Annotated in this window: 15 protein-coding genes; 10 read left to right on the forward strand and 5 right to left on the reverse strand. The window is 60.6% G+C overall.

All coding sequences use genetic code 11. The features are described from left to right. Nucleotide 1: 1 nt before the first annotated feature. The 4 genes from DCO57_RS08305 (at nt 2) to DCO57_RS08320 (ending at nt 4,036) form a co-directional block, all read left to right on the forward strand. Nucleotides 2–547, forward strand: coding sequence for an ATP-binding protein (locus tag DCO57_RS08305; protein ID WP_116698415.1), 546 nt, complete (start codon nt 2–4; stop codon nt 545–547). A gap of 31 nt (nt 548–578) precedes the next feature. Beyond that, entirely contained in the window at nt 579–917 is a 339-nt protein-coding gene (locus tag DCO57_RS08310) for a hypothetical protein (RefSeq protein WP_116698416.1), read from the forward strand. Nucleotides 918–1,593: 676 nt separating this feature from the next. Continuing rightward, on the forward strand, nt 1,594–3,000 hold the full coding sequence (locus DCO57_RS08315; protein WP_116698417.1) for a DUF1254 domain-containing protein: 1,407 nt from the start codon (nt 1,594–1,596) through the stop codon (nt 2,998–3,000). A gap of 151 nt (nt 3,001–3,151) precedes the next feature. Beyond that, a complete protein-coding gene (locus DCO57_RS08320; RefSeq protein WP_116698418.1) occupies nt 3,152–4,036 on the forward strand; it encodes a helix-turn-helix domain-containing protein in 885 nt (294 codons plus the stop codon). A 23-nt stretch (nt 4,037–4,059) separates the two neighbouring features. On the opposite strand, the gene phnE (DCO57_RS08325) is transcribed toward DCO57_RS08320, so the two are convergent. The 4 genes from phnE (DCO57_RS08325) to phnD form a co-directional block, all read right to left on the reverse strand. After that, a complete protein-coding gene (phnE, locus tag DCO57_RS08325) occupies nt 4,060–4,869 on the reverse strand; it encodes a phosphonate ABC transporter, permease protein PhnE (RefSeq protein ID WP_116698419.1) in 810 nt (269 codons plus the stop codon). After that, nucleotides 4,866–5,666 (reverse strand): phosphonate ABC transporter, permease protein PhnE, encoded by an 801-nt coding sequence (gene phnE / locus DCO57_RS08330; RefSeq protein WP_116698420.1) that lies wholly within the window; start codon nt 5,664–5,666, stop codon nt 4,866–4,868. Before phnE (DCO57_RS08330) ends, phnE (DCO57_RS08325) begins: the two co-directional genes overlap by 4 nt. Continuing rightward, nucleotides 5,663–6,484, reverse strand: a complete 822-nt coding sequence (phnC, locus tag DCO57_RS08335; protein ID WP_116698421.1) for a phosphonate ABC transporter ATP-binding protein — start codon at nt 6,482–6,484, stop codon at nt 5,663–5,665. The genes phnE (DCO57_RS08330) and phnC overlap by 4 nt, the downstream gene beginning before the upstream one ends. 65 nt (nt 6,485–6,549) lie before the next feature. Beyond that, nucleotides 6,550–7,500: a phosphate/phosphite/phosphonate ABC transporter substrate-binding protein gene (phnD, locus tag DCO57_RS08340; RefSeq protein WP_205756108.1), complete on the reverse strand. Its 951-nt coding sequence runs from the start codon at nt 7,498–7,500 to the stop codon at nt 6,550–6,552. A 1,019-nt stretch (nt 7,501–8,519) separates the two neighbouring features. On the opposite strand from phnD, the gene DCO57_RS08345 reads away from it, so the two are divergent. The 6 genes from DCO57_RS08345 (at nt 8,520) to DCO57_RS08370 (ending at nt 21,043) form a co-directional block, all read left to right on the forward strand. Further along, nucleotides 8,520–15,452: an autotransporter outer membrane beta-barrel domain-containing protein gene (locus tag DCO57_RS08345; RefSeq protein ID WP_133192642.1), complete on the forward strand. Its 6,933-nt coding sequence runs from the start codon at nt 8,520–8,522 to the stop codon at nt 15,450–15,452. A gap of 205 nt (nt 15,453–15,657) precedes the next feature. Beyond that, on the forward strand, nt 15,658–17,382 hold the full coding sequence (locus DCO57_RS08350) for an amidohydrolase (protein WP_116698423.1): 1,725 nt from the start codon (nt 15,658–15,660) through the stop codon (nt 17,380–17,382). 617 nt (nt 17,383–17,999) lie between these two features. Beyond that, nucleotides 18,000–18,398: a ribbon-helix-helix domain-containing protein gene (locus DCO57_RS08355; protein ID WP_244287903.1), complete on the forward strand. Its 399-nt coding sequence runs from the start codon at nt 18,000–18,002 to the stop codon at nt 18,396–18,398. 113 nt (nt 18,399–18,511) lie between these two features. Continuing rightward, nucleotides 18,512–18,907, forward strand: coding sequence for a VOC family protein (locus tag DCO57_RS08360; protein ID WP_116698425.1), 396 nt, complete (start codon nt 18,512–18,514; stop codon nt 18,905–18,907). A 20-nt stretch (nt 18,908–18,927) separates the two neighbouring features. Beyond that, on the forward strand, nt 18,928–19,452 hold the full coding sequence (locus DCO57_RS08365) for a Twin-arginine translocation pathway signal (RefSeq protein ID WP_116698426.1): 525 nt from the start codon (nt 18,928–18,930) through the stop codon (nt 19,450–19,452). Nucleotides 19,453–19,471: 19 nt separating this feature from the next. Further along, nucleotides 19,472–21,043 carry a GMC family oxidoreductase gene (locus DCO57_RS08370; protein WP_116698427.1) on the forward strand — a complete coding sequence of 524 codons (1,572 nt, stop codon included), beginning with the start codon at nt 19,472–19,474 and terminating at the stop codon, nt 21,041–21,043. A 245-nt stretch (nt 21,044–21,288) separates the two neighbouring features. Here DCO57_RS08370 and DCO57_RS08375 read toward each other — a convergent pair whose 3' ends face one another. Then, a complete protein-coding gene (locus DCO57_RS08375) occupies nt 21,289–22,146 on the reverse strand; it encodes a formylglycine-generating enzyme family protein (protein WP_116698428.1) in 858 nt (285 codons plus the stop codon). Between the last annotated feature and the right edge of the window lie 100 nt (nt 22,147–22,246).

The raw sequence follows: 22,246 nt of genomic DNA on the forward strand, positions 1-22,246 counted from the left end.
TATGGTCAAGGATTACGGAAACACGGCCACCGTGAACGGCGCCGATGCAAAGCGCGTTGCCCTCAGACTGATGGCGGAGCCACTGGAACTGGGCTGGCACCACTGCGGTGTCACGTCCGATTTCATCGGCGAGTATTTCAGCCGGTCCTGCGGGGAAGGCATCGATGCCGTGGACGCGCGCCACAGCATCAGCTACATGATCAACGAGATCCTGGAGAACGCCATCAAGTTCCGCAAGGGCGGCGACATCGACCTGACCGGCAGTCTGGAGGCCGGTAAGTTCGAAATCCGGATCACCAACCGCATCGATGCCGGGACAGCCGAGACCTTTCAGAAGCACCTGATCAAACTGCTCGAACGCGAGCCCGGAGAGCTTCTTCTGGAACGCATTGAAGAAAATGCTCTCAATCCGGACTCCACCGGTTCGGGGCTTGGCATCCTCACGCTCATGAGCGATTACGAAGCCGAATTGGGCTGGTCTTTCGCGACCGAGCATGCAAGTGAAGGCGTTGAATTGACAACCTGCGCGTCTTTGCGACTTTCCTGATCGCTGAAATATTCCGAAGGAAGACACCAAAATGGATATCAGCACGAACGATTACCGCGTTTGGACTGAGGGTTCGACCATCCACTACGAAGGGACGATGCGGCTGTCCGGCACCGATGCCTATGCGCCGATCCTGGAAGGCATGAACGCCATTCTGGCCGCAAAGCCGGACCTCATCACCCTGGACCTGACCAGCCTGCAGTTTCTCAACAGCTCGGGCATCAACCTGCTTGCCAAGTTCACCATCGAAATCAGGAAGCAGCCGGACGTCGGCGTCCGGGTCCTCGGATCGAAGTCGATCCCCTGGCAATCGAAGTCCCTCCGCAACCTGCAGCGGCTGCACCCGGCGCTGGAACTGACCATTTCCTGACACTCCACGTCCGCCCGCCAGGGCGGCCGGATGCATCCCGCCCGAAGCGTCTGCCACCGCACGGTCCCTTCCGGTTCGCGGCCTGGTGAAAGCGGACATGCCAGTGCGCAGACGGGACCGCTGCCATACGCGGTTTGGGAACGCCCGATGCTCCGGGACTGCCGGCAATCTCGGGCCGGGCATCGAGCCCCAACGCGCAGAGAGCAGCCACTGAAACTTTAGTGCTTTCACGGCGGCAGGACAGGGCGGGTCAAGTCAAGATGTTCCGGAATAAAAATCACAACCACGCCGGCAAGGAAATGATATCACTTGGTTGGGGTCGGGCGCCGGCAGGTTCGATTACGAAAGCGCCTTGCATGGCCCGGTTCTCAGCGTGGGCATTCATTCCTGGACACCCGGTCGTCCTGGCAACGGGTGGTTTTCGCGTGCTCGGCAAAGGTCCTTGTGCCAACGACGGATCAGGACGGCACGCTCTTCTGTCAAGGGCGCGCATTCTACGTAAGTCATTTGATTTGCCGCGGAAATAGCTGCGGCACCACCTGGTGATCCAGGGCAGGCGGAGAAAAGCCTCTCCGCTACCGTGGCCTTTCACCAAAACCTGACGAGCCGGCGGCAATACGGTTGGCCGGCAAATTGGTTTGTAACGCAACCGAGTTCTTCAAATGGGAATTTTTCAATGAAATTATCGAAACTCAGGCTCGCTATCGTGGTGGGGGCAGTAGCCATGCTTGCGCCTGCCGCTCACGCGCAGGATGTCACCCCGGAAGAAGCGCGGGCAATCGCGAAGGAGGCCTACATCTACGGCTTCCCGATCGTCGACAACTACCGCGTTTCCTATGTCTATTTCGCCGACAAGAGCGATCCGGATTTCAAGGCGCCCTGGAACCGGATTGCAAACATCGCGCGGGTCTTCACCCCGGCGGACACGACCGTGCAGACGGCGAACTCCGATACCCCCTATTCCTGGATGGGCATGGACCTGCGGGCCGAACCGATCGTGCTGACGGTGCCGGCGATGGAAAAGGACCGCTATTTCAGCGTCCAGCTGATCGATGCCTATACCCAGAACTTCGATTACATCGGGACGCGGACCACCGGCAACGATGGCGGTGTGTTCGTCGTTGCGGGACCTGAATGGAAGGGTGAGGCCCCTGAAGGCGTGGACAAGGTCTTTCGGTCGGAGACGGACCTTGGTGTGGCGATCTATCGGACCCAGCTGTTCAATCCGGCCGATATCGACAACGTGAAGAAGATACAGGCGGGCTACAAGGTCCAGACGCTTTCGTCGTTTCTCGGCAAGCCGGCGCCAGCCGCGGACCCGGCGATTGATTTTCTCAAGCCCCTGACACCGGAGGAAGAGAAAACCTCGCCCGCCTTTTTTGACATTCTGAATTTCGCCCTGGGCTATGCGCCGACCGTCCCGTCCGAAGTCGAATTGATGGCGCGCTTTGCCAAAATCGGCGTCGGTCCCGGAAAGACATTCGGCGCCGCCTCACTGACGCCGGAGCTGAAGACGGCGGTCGAGAAGGGCATGGCAGACGCCTGGACTGAATTCGACACGTTCCGGAAAGACAAGGTCGACACCGGTGAAGCGACCTCCGGGGACTTTTTCGGAACCCGCGCGTACCTGAAGAACAACTATCTGTACCGCATGGCCGGCGCGGTTCTCGGCATTTACGGCAATTCGAAACAGGAGGCGATGTATCCGGTTTATGCGGTTGATGCCAAGGGGCAGAAACTGGAGGGCGCGAACCGTTATACCGTCCACTTCCCGGCAGATGAGCTGCCCCCGGTGAATGCGTTCTGGTCCCTTACGATGTATGAACTGCCGGAGAGCCTGCTCGTTGCCAATCCGATCGACCGTTACCTTCTGAATTCGACCATGCTGTCGCAATTCGTCAAGGATGCCGACGGCGGCGTCACCCTCTACTTCCAGAATGACTCTCCCGGAAAGGACACGGAACCGAACTGGCTGCCCGCGCCCAAGGGCCCCTTCTGGGTCATCATGCGTCTCTACTGGCCGAAAAAGGCCGCGCTTGATGGCGACTGGAAGGCTCCTGCTGTCGAGCGCGTAAGCAACTGACGGTGTGGCACCCGACGGCGTTTCGACGTATCCGGTGCCAATGCGCCGTCAGGTATGAGTTCAGGCCCGAAGGCTTCGCGATCTTCAGGCATTGGCTCACATGGGCCGCACCCTGTATCAGGTCGCGCAAACTGTGATAATTGTCCCGGCAATGAATACGAATCTAAAAGATGACTATGTTGCGGCCCTGGTCGCCCTCGGCCATCAGGGGCGCCTGTCGGTCTTCCGCCTGCTTGTGCGGCGGGTTCCCGACTGGGTGCCGGCGGGAGAACTCGCCGAAGCCCTGTCCCTGAAACCGAGCACACTGTCCGTCTATGTCTCGATTCTGTCGCGGTGCGGTCTCGTGCAGTCCAGGCGCGAAGGACGTTCGATCCTGTATACCGCCGACCTGCGCAATGTGGGCGACCTTCTGGGGTTTCTTGTAGACGATTGCTGTCGGGGACGGCCTGAAGTTCTTGCTCCGGTGATGACCCCCAGGGACGCGCCGCCGCAAGAAGGAACAGGTTCCGATCGCGTATTCAATGTGCTGTTCGTCTGCTCGGGAAATTCCGCGCGCTCGATATTCGCCGAAGCCATCCTGCAGCAGGAGGGCAAGGGCCTTTTCCGGGCCTTTTCAGCCGGAACCCGGCCTGCCGGGGATGTGAACCCTCTGGCGCTTGTAACGCTGCGATCGGAGGGCTTCGACACCTCGGCGCTCAGACCGAAAGCCATAGACGACTTCGTTCACGACAAGTCGCTTCAAATGGATTTCGTCTTCACGGTTTGCGACCGCGCGGCGAATGTCGACTGCCCACCGTTGCCGGGGCAACCGGTGACGGCGCACTGGGGCGTGCCCGATCCCGTTTGCGTCGAGGGAACGGAGGCCGAAAAGGCGCATGCATTTCACCAGGCATTCGCAATGCTCCGGGACCGCCTTTCGGCCTTCATGTCCCTGCCGCTCGTCACCCTGGACAGGATTTCCCTGCAGGGCCGCCTGGACGAGATCGGCCGGCATGCAGCAGCGTCCGGCTCCTTGCCAAATTCTCCTGAGGCCTGACCTGACCGCGATCCGGGCCGATGTCAGATGATGGCTTTTCGCACCCGGGCGGACACCCATTCAGAGACGACCACGGTCGCCAGGATCACCAGCAGGATCATGGTGACCTGCGGCCACGCCAGCACGTTGAGCGAGGATTGCAGCTTCAGTCCCAGGCCTCCGGCCCCCACCAGCCCGAGAATGGCGCTCTCGCGGATGTTGATGTCCCATCGGAAGACCGAAATGCCCCAGAAGGCGGGCAGCACCTGCGGAACGATGGCGTAATCGAGCACCTGCGCCCGGCCGGCGCCGGTGGCGATGACGGCTTCGACAGGCACGCTGTCCACCTCTTCGATGGCCTCGTAGAGCAGTTTTCCGATGAAGCCGACCGAGCGCAGACCGATGGCGATCACCCCCGCCAGAAGGCCCGGCCCCATGATCGCCACCAGCAGAAGCGCCCAGATCAGCGAGTTGATCGAACGGCTGGCCACGATCACAAACAGCGCCGCGGGCCGCAGCACCAGTGCGGAGGGCGTGGTGTTGCGCGCCGCCAGAAACGCCACCGGAACGGCCATAAGGATACCGAGCATCGTTCCGAGGGTTGCCATGTTGAGCGTGTCCCACAGCGGCCAGAGCAATTCGGGCAGATAGGACAGGCGCGGCGGCCACATGCGGCTGCCGATATCGGCAGCCTGCGTTGGGGCGTCGGTGACGAAGAACCAGATCGTGTCGCGGGTCATGATCTGCCAGCACCAGACGGTGAGCGCCACCAGCCCCAGCCAGGCGAGCCAGATCGTCAGTCCCTGGCGCTGTGTGTGGCGGCGCCAGGTGTCACGATGAGATGCGTCTGTCATTGCAGGAACTTCCGGAGGTAGCTGGAGCCGTATTCGGTGACCATCACAAGCGCGATGATGAGCAGCAGGATGGCGCCGGCGCTGTCATACTCGTAGCGGTCGATCGCGGTGTTGAGCGTGGCGCCGATGCCGCCCGCACCGACGATCCCGATCACGGCACTTTCCCTGAAATTGATATCGAGCCGGTAGAGCGACAGGCCGATCAGCCGGGGCATGACCTGCGGCTGGATGGCGTAGTTGATCATCTGCAGCCAGGAGGCGCCCGTCGCGCGAATGGCCTCGGCCTGCGCTTCGTCGATGTCCTCGATGTCCTCGGCGAGCAGCTTGGACAGAAATCCGATGGTCGCGAAGCTCAGGGTCAGGAAGCCGGCGAAGGGGCCGAAACCGAACATGGCGACGAAGAAGATCGCGATGATGATTTCCTGAAGCGCCCGGCTCAGGGCGATGATCGACCGGCAAACCAGATAAACCGCACGCGGCGCGATGTTGCGCGCCGCGCCGACTCCGATGGGCACGGAGATGACAATGCCGGCCACGGTGGAGGTCAGTGTCATCGTCAGGCTTTCGACAAGCCCTTTCGAGATGTCGCTCCAGCGGCTTGTGAAGTCGGGCTGCAGAAAGCCGCCGGCAAAGCGCAGGCCGCGTTCCCAGCCTTCAACGATCCGCGCCCAGTTCGGATCAAGCGTTGCCAGGGCCAGGACAAGCCAGACGGCGAAGCCGGTCTGAAGTCCGATCCGCCAGCCGCGGTGGGTGAAAATCTGCGGCGGGCGTTTCCAGGTGGCCGGATATCCGTTCATGCGCCGATCCGCTCGAGGTGTGCAACGCTGTCCGCTTCGGCCGCCCTGTCTTCTTCCGCGCCCCGGCGCATGGCATGCCAGTCTTCGGCGCCGTAAATCTCCGACAGCACATCTTCCGTCAGCGCCGAGGGGGCGCCGTCGAACACGATCTGCCCGGCCCGCAGCCCGACGATCCGCTGCATGAATTGCTGTGCCAGCGGCACATCGTGAATGTTGACGATGGCAGGCAGGCCGTGCTCCGCACAGATCCCGGTCAGGAGCCGCATGATCTGCCGGCTGGTCTTCGGGTCGAGACTGGCCGTGGGTTCGTCCACCAGCAGCAGTTCGGGCTCCTGCGCCAGCGCGCGCGCAATGCCGACCCTCTGCCGTTGCCCGCCCGACAGGGCGTCGGCGCGTTTGTCCGCGTGATCCATCAGCCCGACCCGGTCCAGCAGGTGATAGGCCCGGCTGATATCGTCGGCGCCGTAGCGGCGGGTGAAACTTGTCCAGAAGCCGACATAGCCGAGCCGCCCGGACAGGACGTTTTCCATCACCGTCAGCCGTTCAACCAGAGCGTACTCCTGGAAGATCATGCCGATCCGCCGACGCATGGCGCGCAGCTCCCGGTGTCCCAGGCCGGTGATCGGGCGTCCGGACAGGGTGATCGATCCGGACGTCGGTTCGACCAGGCGGTTGATACAGCGGATCAGAGTGGACTTGCCGGCCCCGGAAGGGCCGATCAGGCCGACGATCTGCCCCTCCGGAACGGACAGGGTCACGTCGTTGAGCGCCTTGTCTCCCGTCCTGTAGGTCTTTTGAAGGGAATTCAGTTCGAGCATGATGGCTCCAGAAAGAGGCGGCACGGGCGGATTGCGCCGTCCGTGCCCCGGGAACTCGAGGAAGGTTACTGGCAGGCGTAGGAGACGCCGTTGGCCTCGTCGATCTGCCGGATCACCGCCCAGTTGTCCTTGAAGGTGATGGGGATGAACTGTGCCTCACCGGACTTGGAGAATTCGGCTTCGAGGGAGGAACCTTCCCATTCGAAGGTTTCGAACGCTTCCTTGATCTTTTCCTGAAGGTCGGGCGTCAGGTTGTGAGCAACGCCGTAGCCGGTGGTCGGGAAGGTTTGCGAGGTGTAGATAATCTTCACCTGATCGTCGGAAATCACTTCGCGGGCAATCATCCGCTTGCGGACGGAGTTGGCGATGGCACCGGCCGGGTAGTCCTTGTTGGCAACGCCGAGGATGGTGTTGTCGTGCTTGCCGGAGAATGCCGCTTCGAAATCCTTGCCGGCTTCCATGCCATATTCGGCCTTCAGGATCGCCGACGGTGCCTTGAAACCGGAATTCGAGGTTTCGGAGGAGAAGGCAAGCGTCTTGCCCTTGATGTCCTCGACCTTTTCGATCCCGGCGCCCGGATAGGTGATGATCTCCATCTCGTAGCCGAAGGACCCGTCTTCCTTGGCCATCATCGTGAACGGACGGAAACCGGCGCAGGCAACCGCCAGCGGATTCGAACCGGTGTTGAAGCCTGCAACATGGAGACGCCCGGCGCGCATGGCCTCGATCTGGGCCGCATTGGAAACGACCGGGAAGAACTGGACCTTCTTGCCGGTCACCTTTTCCATGTGAGTCAGGAAGTCCTTCCACGCCTCTGCATAGACGGCCGGGTCTTCCACCGGCGTATAGGCGAAGATCAGAACCGACGGATCCTTGAGGTCTTGCGCATCGGTCGGAATGTCGGCGATCAGGTCGCCATCGGCATCGGTGTAGCGGCTGTCCAAGGCGAATTCGGCGGAAGCCGGCATTGACAGCGCGAGCAGAGCGGTTGCCGCGAGTAGATTGCGAAGCATCATATATTTCTCCTGGTGAAATTTTCCGCCGCGTCCCGTTACACGTCCATGACAGGCGCAGGACGCCCGGACGACGGCTCAGACCCGGGTGACCATGTGAAACGGTCGCATGTCGATCGCATCAAGTAGCCCACCCAACCTGTTCGGCTCTGCCGGCGCCGTTTGGCCCCGCCCAGATGCCGGATTCAACTAGTCAATAATTCATGAATAATTAAAATAATCGGGTTTTGCAATCGCCTCACACCTGCCAAGTCATTGTTTCATAAAAAATTCACAAACCGGACACACGACGCCGGAGTTGAGGGCGGCAGTCGCCGACAGCGGATGTTGCGTCCTTGTCAAAGCCCGAAACGGACCCCTTGTTCGTGAAGAGCTGACCCGATGCTGCCTGGGATTCGTCCGGCGGTGATCTGGTTTCAGACCTGGTTTTTGAAACGCCCGCTCGGTTTCCGGTTGCTGGGATGTCTCGGTGAGATGTGGGCCGAACCCGAAGCTGCAGGTCTCAGGTCCTGGGCCCGAAACGTCTCACGGCCAGCCTAGCGCCCGAACGCGCATCGGTTCCTTGCATTTGCGGAAGCGCATGTAGATATCGAGGACTGACGCAGAGACCGGAATGAGGGGTGTTCTTATGATAAGGCCGGTTGCAGGGCGCCGACCGCATCGCAAATTCCCGATGGCACGGCCTGCCGTCACCGTGGTCGGAGGCGGAAAACTCAAGAATCCGGCAGTCCATGGCAGTGCTCCTGAGCACCCCTGAGAAAATTCCGGATGCAAAAGGTCCAAGTCTCGAACAGCGGAGCGCTTTTGTGTGCACTTTTCTTTTTCTCTGTGTTTCCAGTTGAAAAATTAAGATCCTGTTAACCATCAAGGCCAGACGGTGTCCGGGACCAATTTTTCCTTGAAACATCAATGCTCTGGTGGCGTGTGTGACTTCTTCCAGGTTTATTTCCTCTACGTCACCGCTTGTTGCGGTGTTGCTGTCAGCAACGTCACTCACTCCGGCTGCGGCGCAATGCTCGGTCGTGGACGGAACCGCCACATGCATGGGCGCATTCAGTGATCCGGTCGTCTATGACGACTACGCCGCTGACGGTGTCGACACGATCGAACTCCGTGACCTGAGAGAGGAAATCGACGCCCACAATGGCGGTGACGGTTTTGGACCTGCCATCTATTTGCGCGATATAGGCGGTCAAACACCCTCGCCCGATGATTGGTCGAGCTCCAACCGCAACGGACAGGACGGCATTGACGGCAGTTCAGGGCATGCGTTGACCGCCAATGTGAGCCTCGACTTCAAGAGCATTGGTATCACCGGTGAGAGTGCGGTGGAACTCGTCACCCGGGGATGGGACGGCAGTGATGCCCATGAAGCAAGCCACACGGACAAACACGCCACCGGTGGTCAGGGGGGCGCTGGCGGCGATGGTGGTGATCTGACATTTGTTGGGCAACAGAATCCGCTCGGAGCCGGGTCGGACGACGGGGGTGTCGGTGCAATCCAGGCCACGGGTCAGCGCTCGGATTCGCATGGCATCCAGCTTACCACCTTCGCCGGTAATGGCGGCGACGGCGGTTGGGCATACTCAAAGGGAGGCCTGAAAGATGCAAATGGCGGCGATGGCGGCGCGGGTGGCAACGGCGGCAACGCCATTCTGACTCTCCGTGATGGGCATTATCTCGACTACAATGGTGCCGGCTTCGGCATCCAGGTCCTCACCTATGGCGGCAACGGTGGAGATGGAAATTATGCAGAAGTGCACGGTGCCGACAGTTCCTATGGGGGTGCGGGCGGTCAGGGTGGCAATGGCGGGAACATCAACGTTACAGCGACCTCAGCGTTAAGCACCATCGTAACGACTGGGCCGATCGGCATCCAGCTCGTGAGCGTTGGTGGTGACGGCGGCGACGGCGGCGATGACAAAGGCGGCAGCGGCTCCCGCAGCGGCAGCGGCGGCGAGGCTGGCAACGGCGGCGACGTGACTGCAGATCTCAAGGTGGACGTCACGACGAAAGGGGCTGACGCTTTTTACGGAATCCATTTGAAAAGCGCAGGTGGTCTTGCAGGGAAAAGCGGTGGCAGCAGCGGGGCTTTCTCGAGCAACGCTGGCAATCCGGGTGACCCGGGTGAAGCCGGCGAGGTCAAGCTGACCCTCACTGACTCCAGCGTAAGCACGGACAACCTCGAGGCGGATGCAATCCTGGTGCAGAGCGTCGGTGGGATGGGCGGTTCCGGTGGTGATGTCTCCGGTTTCATCTCTTACGGGTCCTCCGGCGGTTCGGGAGGCGCTGGCGGCAAGGTGACCGCAACGATCAGTTCGACGGATGTCTCGACTTCAGGCCTCCACGCAAGCGCATTGCACGTTCAATCGGTCGGGGGCGGTGGCGGAAAGGCCGGCAAGAGCTCGGGACTTGTTGCGCTTGGCTCTTCGGCCGGGGCCGGAGGGAGTGGCGCCGAGGTTGCGGTTTCGCTCAAGAACAGCACCTTCGCAACCGAAGGGCTCAACGCGGTCGGCGTCAAGGTCCAGTCTATTGGCGGCGGTGGCGGCAGCTCGGGGGCTGCGGAAGGTTTCTATGCAGTTGGCGGCAGTGGTGGTCTTGGCGGCGACGGAGGCACCATTGATCTGTCCGTCCAGGGGGTCACGGTCACGACAAAGGGCATAAGTTCGGTCGGTATTCTTGCCGAAAGTATCGGCGCAGGCGGCGGAGATGCCTATTCGCCGAGCGGTGCATTCGCCTTGGGTCAGGACGGTGGCGGTGGCGGGGACGGCGACAAGATCGTTTTCACGAGCAGCAACAGTGGCGTCTCGGTCAAAACCGAAGGTGCTCATTCTGATGGAGTGCTGCTGCAGTCATTGGGCGGCGGCGGCGGCAAGGGCGCGAGCTCCTTCGCGGCGGTTGACGTGATCGCGCCCCTGGTTGGTGCGAGCGGCGGCGATGGTGGATCGGGGGGCAATGTCACTTTCACCGGAACCGGCAAGGACAGCATCACGACCCTGGGCGCACACTCGCGTGGTTATTTTGCACAGTCCGTGGGCGGTGGCGGCGGAGTTGGTGGCAATGCGACCGAGATCAATATCGGTCTGGTATTTAACTCGAATACCGGCTCATCGAACGTCTCGACGGGCAGTGATGGCGGTACGGTTTCCGGTTCCATCAGCGGAAAGATCCAGACCTCGGGACACAATTCGGCGGGCGTGTTGATTCAGTCTCTAGGTGGTGGTGGCGGTGCTGCCGGCAACAGCATTCAGGCTGGAGTTGCCTTCGAGTTCAATCACGACATGGGCGTTGACGGCGGCGCCGGTGGCGATGGCGGTGCCGTAACCCTTAGCAGCGATGCGGTCATCAAGACCACAGGCGCAGAATCGGACGGCATCATTGTCCAGTCAGTCGGTGGCGGTGGCGGCCAATCGAGCAATGTGATCGATGCAAACGCTGGCGTAAACTTCAGTCAATACGTCATGAACCAGGGCGCCAGCGGCGGCGCTGGCGGAAATGGCGGTAAAGTGACCGTGACCTCGAACGGGCAGATTACCACAAGCGGTTCGGCATCTTTCGGCATCTTTGCACAATCGCTCGCTGGCGGCGGTGGTAAAGCCGGCACAACAATCGATGCATCCACGGGTCTTTCCGCCGGTGCGGTGACGCTGGGCCAGTCAGGCGGCGACGGCGGTGTGAGCGGCGATGTCAATGTCATCAACAAAGGCAAGATCCACACCTCGGGTGTGTTGGCAGGCGGTATCTTCGCCCAGAGCGTTGCCGGCGGCGGCGGCCAGGCCAATACCACTGTAAATGGAGATCTGGGCCTCAGCCTTGACTATACGCACGGCGGTGATGGCGGGGCGGGCGGCACTGCCGGCGATGTCTCCGTCGACAACCGGAACGGGATCACTACCGATAATGACGGCGCGATTGCGATCTTCGCCCAGAGCCTTGGCGGCGGTGGCGGGAATGGTGCGCTTACGGCATCTGGCGCTGTTAGCGTCGCCGCGCTCAACATAGGTGTAGGTGGCAATGGCGGCGAAGGCGGGCAGGGGGGCAAGGCGACCGTCACGAATACGGGTAACCTCACCACGAAGGGTAACTATTCGATCGGGATTGCGGCACAGAGCAGCGGTGGATCCGGCGGCAACGCGGGAATGCTGGCTCAGGGCACTGCGACCGGTGGCGAATTTACGGGATCGATCACCGTCGGGGTGGGCGGCGATGGCGGTGACGGCGGTATCGCCGAGGACGTCCAAATCGACAATTCCGGAACCATTCTCACGGATGGATTTTATGCATCGGGCATAGCGGTTCAGTCGATAGGCGGTGATGGCGGCATGGGCGGCGCTGTTTATTCCGGCACGATCGACATTTCCACGGAAGGAGCCGGTACTGCCAATGTGACCGTTGGCGGCAAGGGCGGCGGCGGCAGCCAGGCCGGAAAGGTGACTGTCGACAACAAGGGTGCGATCACCACAAGCGGACACTATGCGGATGCAATCTTTGCCCAATCGGTGGGCGGCAACGGCGGTTCAGGCGGGCTGAGTTACGGGGGAACGCTGTCCGCGGGAACCGGTAGCGATATCTCCGTCAACGTCGAGGTCGGCGGTGCTGGTGGTGGTGGGTCACTGGGCGGCGATGTGTCGGTTTCAAACTCGGCGGCACTGTCAACGCAAGGCGGAAATGCGCATGGCATTTTCGCGCAATCCCTCGGCGGCAGTGGCGGCGATGGCGGAGCTGGCTACGGTTTCTTCGGTGACTTCGCTCGCGAGAAGGAGGAATACCTCAAGATCTCAGCGAATTCGCAGGTCGGGGGCTATGGCGGGTCAGGCGATCATGCCGGCGCTGTCACGATCGATAATACCGGCACTATCACCACCCAGCAGGACACGTCTTACGGCATCTATGCGCAGTCCGTTGGCGGCGGCGGCGGTGATGGCGGCAATGCCGGTGCCTATTCGATCGGCTATACGCTGGCACCGAAGGATGAGGAAGGCGAGAGCGCCGAGTCCAAAGGCGTGAGCCTCAGCTACACCATGGGCGGTTTTGCCGGCGGCGGTGGCCATGGTGATGCGGTCACGGTGACCAATGCAAAGGGCGGCTCGATCAAGACCAGCGGTGTTGCCTCCTACGGTATCTTCGCTCAGTCGGTAGGCGGCTCCGGCGGTACCGGCGGCAACGGCGAACCTGATCTGGAAGGGTGGCTGGCCGATGTCTACGAAGACTACGAGAAGCTCAACACACTCAAGGAAATCTACGACCAGTACAAGGAGTTCCCGGGAAGTCTGCTTGAAGGGTTTTCGGTTGATGTCGGTGGCGGTGCAGGCGAGGGCAGCGACGGCGGAGAGGTCGTTGTGGAAAGTGGTGACAACATTTCGACCGAAGGCGACTCAGCGACGGCAATCTATGCCCAGTCGGTTGGCGGTGGCGGTGGCTCGGGAGGAGACGGCAGCCAGGGATTGATCACATCGCTGACGGTCGCTGGAAACTCCGGCGGTGGCGGTGACGGCGGCGCGGTCAGTGTCACCAACAAAACCGATGCAACGATCTCGACCAAGGGCAGTGGAGCCATGGGCATCTTCGCTCATTCAATCGGTGGCGGTGGCGGTGCTGGTGGAGATATCGAAACGAACATCGTCCATGAACTTGACGATCTTGTAGAGACCCTGGGCTCCCAGATCTTCGATGTTGATGACGGTGGCGATGGCGGTGACGGTGGCGATATCACCGTTGTCAACGATGGTTCAATCCTCACGTCTGGCGTCAACGCTCATGGCATCTTCGCTCAGTCGGTCGGTGGTGGCGGTGGCGCGCAGGGCGAGCTCATTGCCGAAGGGCACGACGATGACCCCGGCTATATCGGAAGTACGGGCATGAAGGGCAATGCCGGCATGGTGGAGGTCACTGTGTCCCGGGGCGCCGCGGTCAAGGTGGAAGGTGACGGGGCCGTCGGCATCTTCGCGCAGAGCGCGGCCGGCGGAAGTGACGACAGCTATGCCGGTGGTGTGAAGGTCGACGTTGCCGGGACTGTCACCGCGAGCGGGGCGAACGGCAGGGCAATTCTGGTGCAGGCTGATGAAAACGGCACCGATTACGACAGCGCCGGCACAAGCACCGGAGTATCTTATGTCAAGATCGAAAAGGGTGGCAACGTCAACAAGACGGATCATGAGGACTCCTATGCAGCCATCGCCTTTCTTTCCGGCCGTGAAGTCATCGATGATAACCACGAGATCAAGAATTCCAATGTTCTGATCAACTACGGTGAGGTTTTCAGCAAGAACTATGCCGTTGAAACCGATGGAACCAGCGCGTTTCGCTTTCACAACTACGGGACGTTTTATGGACGTCTGAATTTCCAGGCCGACGGGACCGCCCAGAACTCCGTTATCAACAAGAGCGGCGGCACTATGAATATTGGCAATTCGGAGTTTGGCACCAACTCCTACACACGTTTTGAAAACAGTGGCACGCTGACGCCGGGCTGGGCGAAGGAAACGCCGATTGTCACGCTGAAATCGGCTGGCACCTTCGATCAGACCAGCACCGGTGAAATGCTCTTCAATGTGGATACATCCAACTCGATGGCCAACGGAAAACTGGTCCTCGATTTTGCGGAAGGCGGAACGCTCGATGGTGTGCTGGCCGCGCATTGGGTGGGAACCGAGGGCGTCCAGGACGGCGCGACCGGAGTGCTTGACGTCCTCGACCTCAATGCAGCGGAAGGCAAGTCCTTTGATATCACCGCGCTGGGAACGGATACCGGAACTGCAGCAGCCTATTCACTTGAAGCCAATGACGAGGGCACGAATGTCAAACTGAAGTACAAGGTGGATTATTCCGGAAAGGCATCCGGGGCGACTCTGTCGAAGAACGAAAGCTCCTTCGGATCCTACTTCGGAAACGTATTCGGCGCGATCGAGGAGATGGAAGGGCTTGTGTCCGATGAACTGAAGGCCTTGAGCCTGGTTGCCCTGAATGCCCGCTCCTCAAGCGAACTGGCTGAAGTTTACGCCGAGCACATTGTCGACGAAGCCGGCAATGGCGTCAGTCGCGCATTTGCCTCCAGCCATGCCGTACACGGACTGCTTCAGAGTTGCCCGCGACTGGACCCGGCAGATCCGGAGGGCTTCTTTCGTCAGCAGGAATGCGTTTGGGCCCAGGCTCTGGGAGGTGTGACCCACCAGAAGAAAACGGACACCCAGCCTTCCTTCGACGAGACTGTGACCGGTCTGGCCACCGCGGCTCAGTTCGAGGTTGCTGACGACTGGTTTGTCGAAGTTGGCGGGCAGTATGAAAACGTCCAGATTCAGGGCGCGCAGTTTGCTCAGGACGGGTTCCGTCTTGGAGGCGGACTGGCCATCAAAAGGGAAGTCGGCGCCTTCACCTTCTCTAGCAGTTTTGCCGGGGGCATCTACCAGTTCGGCCATCAACGCAATTATGCGTCCAGTACGGGCACCAGCGAAGCGACTTCGGACATTGATGGCCGGTTCCTCTCGGCCGAGGCACGGGTCTATGGCGTCTTCGAGCAAGGGGGCATCTATATCAAGCCAAGTGCGGCGCTTTCGGTCTCGCAGATGTGGCAGGACGAATATACGGAATACGGTACCGGCGGATTGAACTGGGAAATAGATGCGATTTCGCACACAACGGTCACCGCCCGCCCGGCGATTGAAGTTGGCAAGGCGTTTTCCTGGTCCGGGTCATCAGCTGTGGCGTTCTTTCGGGCTGGCCTTGCAACACAGTTGACGGATCCGGAGTTCGCCGTCACCACCCGCTTGTCGGATGTCGGGGCCGACCTCGGGGATCTGGAGCTTTTGATCGAAAACGAGCGCTTCGAGCTCAACTTTGAAGCCGGTCTGAACACCGAGATCAGCGAGCGCGTGAGCCTGTCCGTTCTGGGGCAGTCGGCCGTTTCCCCCAGCGCATATGGATTTGGCGGCTATGCGCGCCTCAACGTCAAGTTCTGAGAAAAGGGATTCAACCAGTTCATGGCGGCCGGGCCTCTCCTGTCGCCGAAATCGGAGCGAAAGGCGGGGCCCGGTCCCGGCGCTGCCGGAAAATCAAAGAAATCCCTGTCTCTCGGGCGCGAGTACCGAGAGACACCAATCTGTGTGGGAAGCCGGTATCCGGTTCACACGTAAATCACATGTTACAGTTCAAGAGGCCCTCTCCATGCGATATCATTTCCTGAAGCGTTTCGCTTTGCTGGCAGCTCTTCAGGCAGCGGGGCTGCCGAGCGCTCTTGCGCAGGAAGTGGCTGACAAGATCTATTCCGGTGGTCCGGTCCTGACCATGGAAGACTCGCTGCCGCAGGCTGAAGCCGTTGCCGTCAAGAACGGCAAGATCCTGGCCGTGGGCGCAAGTGCCGACCTTGAAAAGCACAAGGGGGCCAACACGGAGCTGGTCGACCTGGGCGGCCAGACAATGATCCCCGGTTTCGTGGATGCCCATGGGCATGTCTTCATGGTCGGGTTTCAGGCAAAGTCAGCCAATCTGTTGCCTGCTCCAGATGGCCAGACCAACGATATCCCAGCGCTGCAGAAGCAGATCCAGGATTGGATGAAAGGCAACGAAGCCCAGATCAAGAGCACAAACCTGATCCCCGGATTCGGCTATGACGACAGCCAGCTGTCGGAGCAGCGTCATCCAACCAGGGACGATCTGGACGCCGTGTCCAGGGACACACCGATCTATATCATTCACCAGTCCGGCCATCTTGGCGTCGCGAACTCCAAGGCACTGGAAATCGTTGGCTATACCGCCAGGACGAAAGACATGCCCGGCGGAGTGATCAGGCGTGACGACAAGGGAAATCCGACTGGCGTTTTGGAAGAAACCGCGCATTTCGAGGCACTGGTCAAATTGACGTCCTCCATCGATGCCGCTGGTGCCGAGGCCATGTTCCTGGCCGGTACCGATATGGCCAAAAGCTACGGATACACCACCGCCCAGGAAGGCCGCGCCATGCCGGGGCAGGTCAAGGCGATGGAAGCCACGGCTGCGGCGGGCAAACTGGAAATTGACGTGACGGTCTATCCGGACGTGCTGGTCGATCGGGACATGATCAAGGAGAAGGTTTCCCGCGACTACACAAACCGGCTTCGGGTGGTCGGTGCAAAACTGACGATCGACGGCTCACCGCAAGGGTTCACCGCATGGCGCGACCGCCCGTACTACAACCCTCCGGAAAACTACAGGGCTGACTACGCCGGATTTTCTGCTGCTACGTCCGATGAGGTCTTCGATGCAATCGACTGGGCTTTCGAAAATGACATTCAGATCCTCACGCACTCCAACGGCGAGGCTGCCAGCGACCTGTTGCTTGCAGCAATTCAGACTGCCGAGGAAAAGCACGGGCGTGCCGACCGCCGTCCGGTGCTGATCCACGGTCAGTTCCTGCGCGAAGATCAGGTCGACCGCGCCGCGGCCTTGAAGGTCTTCCCGTCACTCTTCCCGATGCACACATTCTACTGGGGCGACTGGCACCGGGACCGGACTGTCGGGCCGGAACTGGCCGACAACATCTCCCCGACCGGCTGGTTCCGAAAAAGGGGATTGGCGTTTTCGTCACATCATGACGCACCGGTGGCCCTGCCGGATTCCATGCGCATTCTGTCCGCCACCGTGACCCGGCGCTCCCGCTCCGGCGACATCATCGGACCGGATCAGAGGGTCGATGTCGTGACCGCGCTGAAAGCGATGACGATCTGGCCCGCTTACCAGCACTTCGAGGAAGACACCAAGGGATCCATCGCTCCTGGAAAACTGGCCGATTTCGTGATCCTGTCCGACAATCCGACGGCAATAGATCCGGAGAAGCTTCATGATATCAAGGTCATGGAGACCATCAAGGAAGGCAACACGATTTATACCGCACCACCTGCTTCCGGTGAGTAGCCCTGAAACGGTCCGGCGAGATTTCTTGACGCGGAGTTGTGCCGTATCGCAACCCGTCAGGGGAGCGAGGACGAGACATAAGGCCGCGCCGCAAGAGACGGGCGAAATGCACGCAAGAGACCGACGGGGAAGTCCCGGCGCAAAGCTTCAGCCAAGGGGGCGGTCCGCAATGTTCTGGAAGGGGCTGGCGGGGCGTGGGGCCTTTTCCCGACGGTCAGGCATGCCTGTCCCCGGCGGCGGCCGGGTTCAGGCCTGGCGCCCCGGCAAATGCTCCGACGGGGAAGACATGAGTATGTCCCCGGTCCGCGCAGCGCTGCCAAACCCGCGGAACCGTGCCGAAAAACAGAGGCGCGAAAGACCTTTGCCACTACTGCAGCGGGCTGCCTGGCGTTCAAAATGGCAGGGGCGTTGTCGGCAGATTGCCGGAAAATAACGCGTTTGCGGCGGTCTCACCCTGTGTCCGCCTTTCCGCAGGTCGCATGCCCCGGTGCGGATGACATCACACAGGACCTGGCGGTCCTGCGCGACAGGTGATTTGCGACAGTTTGATCCAGCCTGTCTTCTGTTGCGTGGTTTTTCGCGGGTTGCCCTCGAACAGGGGGTGGTTTAATTCCAGCTTGACCAATTCGAAAGAGAGAATACCCTTATTTCGTATCCAAAATTCGGTATGTCATCAAAAGGATAAGTTCTGGCATAACCAGTGCATCGTTGGAGGAGAGCCGATGTGCCATGTTTTTGCCGGTCAGGAACCGGAGAGATATGCAAGTCATACGAGGCGGCTGCGCCTGAACGGGCAAAGCACGAGCATTCGCCTTGAAAACTCGTTCTGGCAAATTCTTGACCAGATCGCCATGACCGAAGGCGTCACCACGCCAGTCTTCATTTCCACATTGCATTCGGAGGTCTTGCAGCTGAGAGGGGAGCCCTCGAACTTCACATCGCTGTTGCGCTGCGCCTGCCTGAAATTCATGGAAATGTCACCCGACCACCACGCTGCTTCCATCGCGGCGGAATAGCCGTCGGGCCTGCGCCGGGAATTTCCGGGTCGCAGTATGGACATACTACCCGCGGCCCGGCCCTGTGGCGCTACGCTCCTGTTGTGATGTGACAAATCCAGCAGGAGCAGCATTTGGCCAAAGCAATCCATTCAATGGTCCGGGTTCTGGACGAACGCCGGTCTGTCGATTTCTACGACAAGGCCTTCGGCCTGAAAGTCGCCGACCGGTTGGACTTTCCCGATTTCACCCTTGTGTATCTGAGCAATCCCGAATCCGGGTTTGAGCTCGAGTTGACCGTCAACAAGGGACGCACGGACCCCTATGAGCTGGGTGACGGATATGGTCACCTGGCGGTTTCCGTCGACAACCTCGACGCGGAACATGCCCGGTTCGAAGCCGAAGGCCTACACCCCAGAAAACTCGTCGAATTCGCGCCTGCCGGGGAGGTCGTTGCGCGGTTTTTCTTTGTTGCCGATCCGGACGGCTACCAGATCGAGGTGCTGGAGCGTGGAGGCCGGTTCAAGTAATGCAAGTGGGAGGAGAGAAAATGAAAAATACCAAGGGTCCGAAAGGCCTGACCAGGCGTCAGCTTCTCGCCCGGGGGAGTGCCATGGGCGCCGCCTTTGTGGTGGGGTCCGGTTTCATGGCGGCCAGGGACGCAGCCTGGGCAACGGAACTGACGGTTTTGAAGCCGGAGACCTTTGCGTCCCTGGTGCAAATGGCCCGCGACATCTACCCGCATGACCGGATCGGGGACGAATACTACGTCCTGGCGGTGAAGGGATACGACACCCCTGACAATGCCGAGGATATCGAAGCCGGAATCGAGGCCTTGAATGCGGCCGCCCTTGGCAGGGGATTCGCGTCCTATCTCGATATCGGCTGGGAGGCCGATCGCGTGCGTATCCTCCGGTCCATGGAGGAAAGCCCGTTCTTCCAGAAGATCCGCGGCGGTCTTGTGACCGGCCTCTACAACCAGAAGGCCGTCTGGCCGCTGTTTGGATACGAAGGGGCGTCCTTCGAGTTCGGTGGATACATCGATCGGGGCTTCAACGACATAAACTGGCTTTGAGCCTGCGGGAGGAATAACCATGGCTGCACCTTTTGACCTGAACGACGATAGCGTTGTTGTTGTCATCGGAACCGGCGCCGGGGGAGGCGTTCTGGCAAATGAACTGGCGCAGAAAGGCGTAAGCGTCGTCGCCCTCGAGGCAGGCGGACGCTATCTGCCGGAAGACTACGTCAATGACGAATGGGAAAGTTTCGGACAACTGGCGTGGGTGGACCCGCGCACGACGTCCGGTGACTGGCGCGTTTCCAGGGATTTTTCCGGTCTGCCCGCCTGGATCGTCAAGGCCGTCGGGGGAACGTCGATCCACTGGGCCGGGGCTTCCCTGCGTTTTCAGCCGCATGAATGGAAGGCGAAGACCACTTACGGTGCCGTCCAGGGCGCGAATCTGCTCGATTGGCCGATTACGGGCGAGGACCTCGATCCCTGGTATACTCTGGCCGAAGACAAGCTCGGTGTGACGCGCACCGGCGGCCGGCCCGGTCTGCCGGGCAACAACAACTTTCTTGTTCTTGAAAAGGGCGCCAGGGCGCTTGGCTACAAGGAGGTTCACACGGGCCGGATGGCGATCAATTCGGTCGATTACGACGAGCGGGTCTCCTGCCAGCAGACAGGCTTCTGCTTCCAGGGCTGCAAATGGGGCGCCAAATGGTCCTCCGCCTATACCGACGTTCCGCGCGGAGAGGCGACGGGCAACCTCGAAGTGCGCGATCACGCGCATGTGGCGCGCATCCTGCACAACGACCAGGGCAAGGTGACGGGTGTCGAATATTTCGACAAGGACGGCAATCTTCAGCTGCAGAAGGCCCGGCTTGTCAGTGTCGCGGGCAATTCCATCGAAAGCCCGCGGTTGCTGCTCAACTCGGCCTCGGCAATGTTCCCGGACGGGCTGGCAAACAGCTCCGGCCAGGTGGGGCGCAATTACATGCGGCACATGACGGGCTCGGTCTACGCGGTTTTCGACAAGCGGGTCAGAATGTGGCGCGGAACGACCATGGCCGGCATCGTCCAGGATGAAGCCCGCCATGATCCCTCGCGCGGCTTCGTCGGCGGCTACGAGATGGAAACCCTGTCGCTCGGCCTGCCGTTCATGGCCGCGTTCCTCGATCCCGGCGCCTGGGGCCGGGAATTCACCTCCGCCATGGATTCCTATGAAAACATGGCCGGTTTGTGGATCGTCGGCGAAGACATGCCGCAGGAAACCAACCGCATCACCCTCAACCATGATGTCAAGGATCAATGGGGCCTTCCGGTCGCCAACGTGCATTTCGACAATCATCCCAATGATATCGCCATGCGAAATCATGCCTACAAACAAGGGCAGGCGATCTATGACGCGGTCGGGGCAACCCGGACCTTCCCGACACCGCCCTATCCGTCGACACACAATCTCGGCACCAACCGGATGTCCGAAAACCCGCGAGACGGGGTGGTCAACAAGTGGGGCCAGACCCACGACATTGAGAACCTCTTCATATCCGATGGCTCACAGTTCACGACCGGAGCGTCGGAAAATCCGACACTCACGATCGTGGCGCTCGCGATCCGCCAGGCGGATTACATCGCGCGCGAGATGGGGGCGGGCAACCTCTGAGGAAGAAAGGGGCTTCCGGGCAACTCCACCATGTTGCCCGGAAGCCATCCCCGGCCCGGCCGGGGGGCGCGCCCGAACCGGGTGCAGGCTCGCAATGAAGAAGAACCGCCTGTGAAACGGCAGGACATCTTCTCGACCAGTTGACGCAGTCCGTTCCGACGGCACCGGTCAGGCTCAACTCACTGTGAAACGGGAGCTGAACGGAAGGCTGGCTGCGCGGGTCAGATATCCTGATGGGCGCGCGCTCAATCCGGATCGAAGGCCAGTCGGAAGCCCGCGTTGGAGGTGCCGTTGTCGGCCTGCTTTCCCGAGCGGGCGGCGATCCGATAGCGCCAGCATACGGTATGATGACACAGGAATGACCCGCCCTTGAGCACGCGTTCGTTTTCACGCAGGGCCTCGGCATTCCGTTTCTTGGCCCGGGCGCTCAGCGAGCGGATGCGGAACAGGTCTTCGCACCATTCCCAGACATTGCCGGCCATGTTGTAGAGCCCCGCCGCATTGGGGGGGAAGCTGTGCACGGGAGCGGTGCCATAATAGCCGTCTGCCTCCAGGTTGGTTTCCGGGAAGGCGCCCTGCCAGATGTTGCAATGCACTGCATTCGTGTCGCTTGGCTCGTCGTCCCCCCAGGGATAACGAGCTTTGTGAGCACCGCCTCTGGCTGCATGCTCCCACTCGTTTTCCGTGGGCAAGCGACCTCCGGCCCATGCGCCATAGGCTCTGGCATCATTCCAGGACACGTGAACCACCGGATGGTCTGGCGTGGAACGCCAATCGCTTTGCGGGCCCAGCGGGCTGCGCCACGACGCGCCGTCCAGCGTGGTCCACCAGGGCAGGATTTCGGGTGTGGGGATATTGTCCCGCTCCAGCAATCCGCGAAACACGAACGACCAGCCATAACGCTCTGCATCGGTGACATATCCGGTTTGATCAACAAATTCGGCAAATTGGCTGAAGGTGATTGCGTATTTGCCGATACCGAAGGCGCGTAACCTGACCTTGCGAGCCGGGCCCTCACCATCCGTCTTGATTTCCGGGTGGTCGGTACCGACGTGACTTGCGCCGCCTTCAAACCAGGCGATGTCGTCGGACGGTATGTTCATACTGGGGCCCTTTCGTTCCGCTTTCGCAATTAGGCCGATACTCCGCATCATGCAAATGCATTCTGCCTGTCTTCACCTGAAGTCCGCCTCCGGCCGGAAG

Source organism: Labrenzia sp. 011, from assembly GCF_003075075.1.
Taxonomy (GTDB): domain Bacteria; phylum Pseudomonadota; class Alphaproteobacteria; order Rhizobiales; family Stappiaceae; genus Roseibium.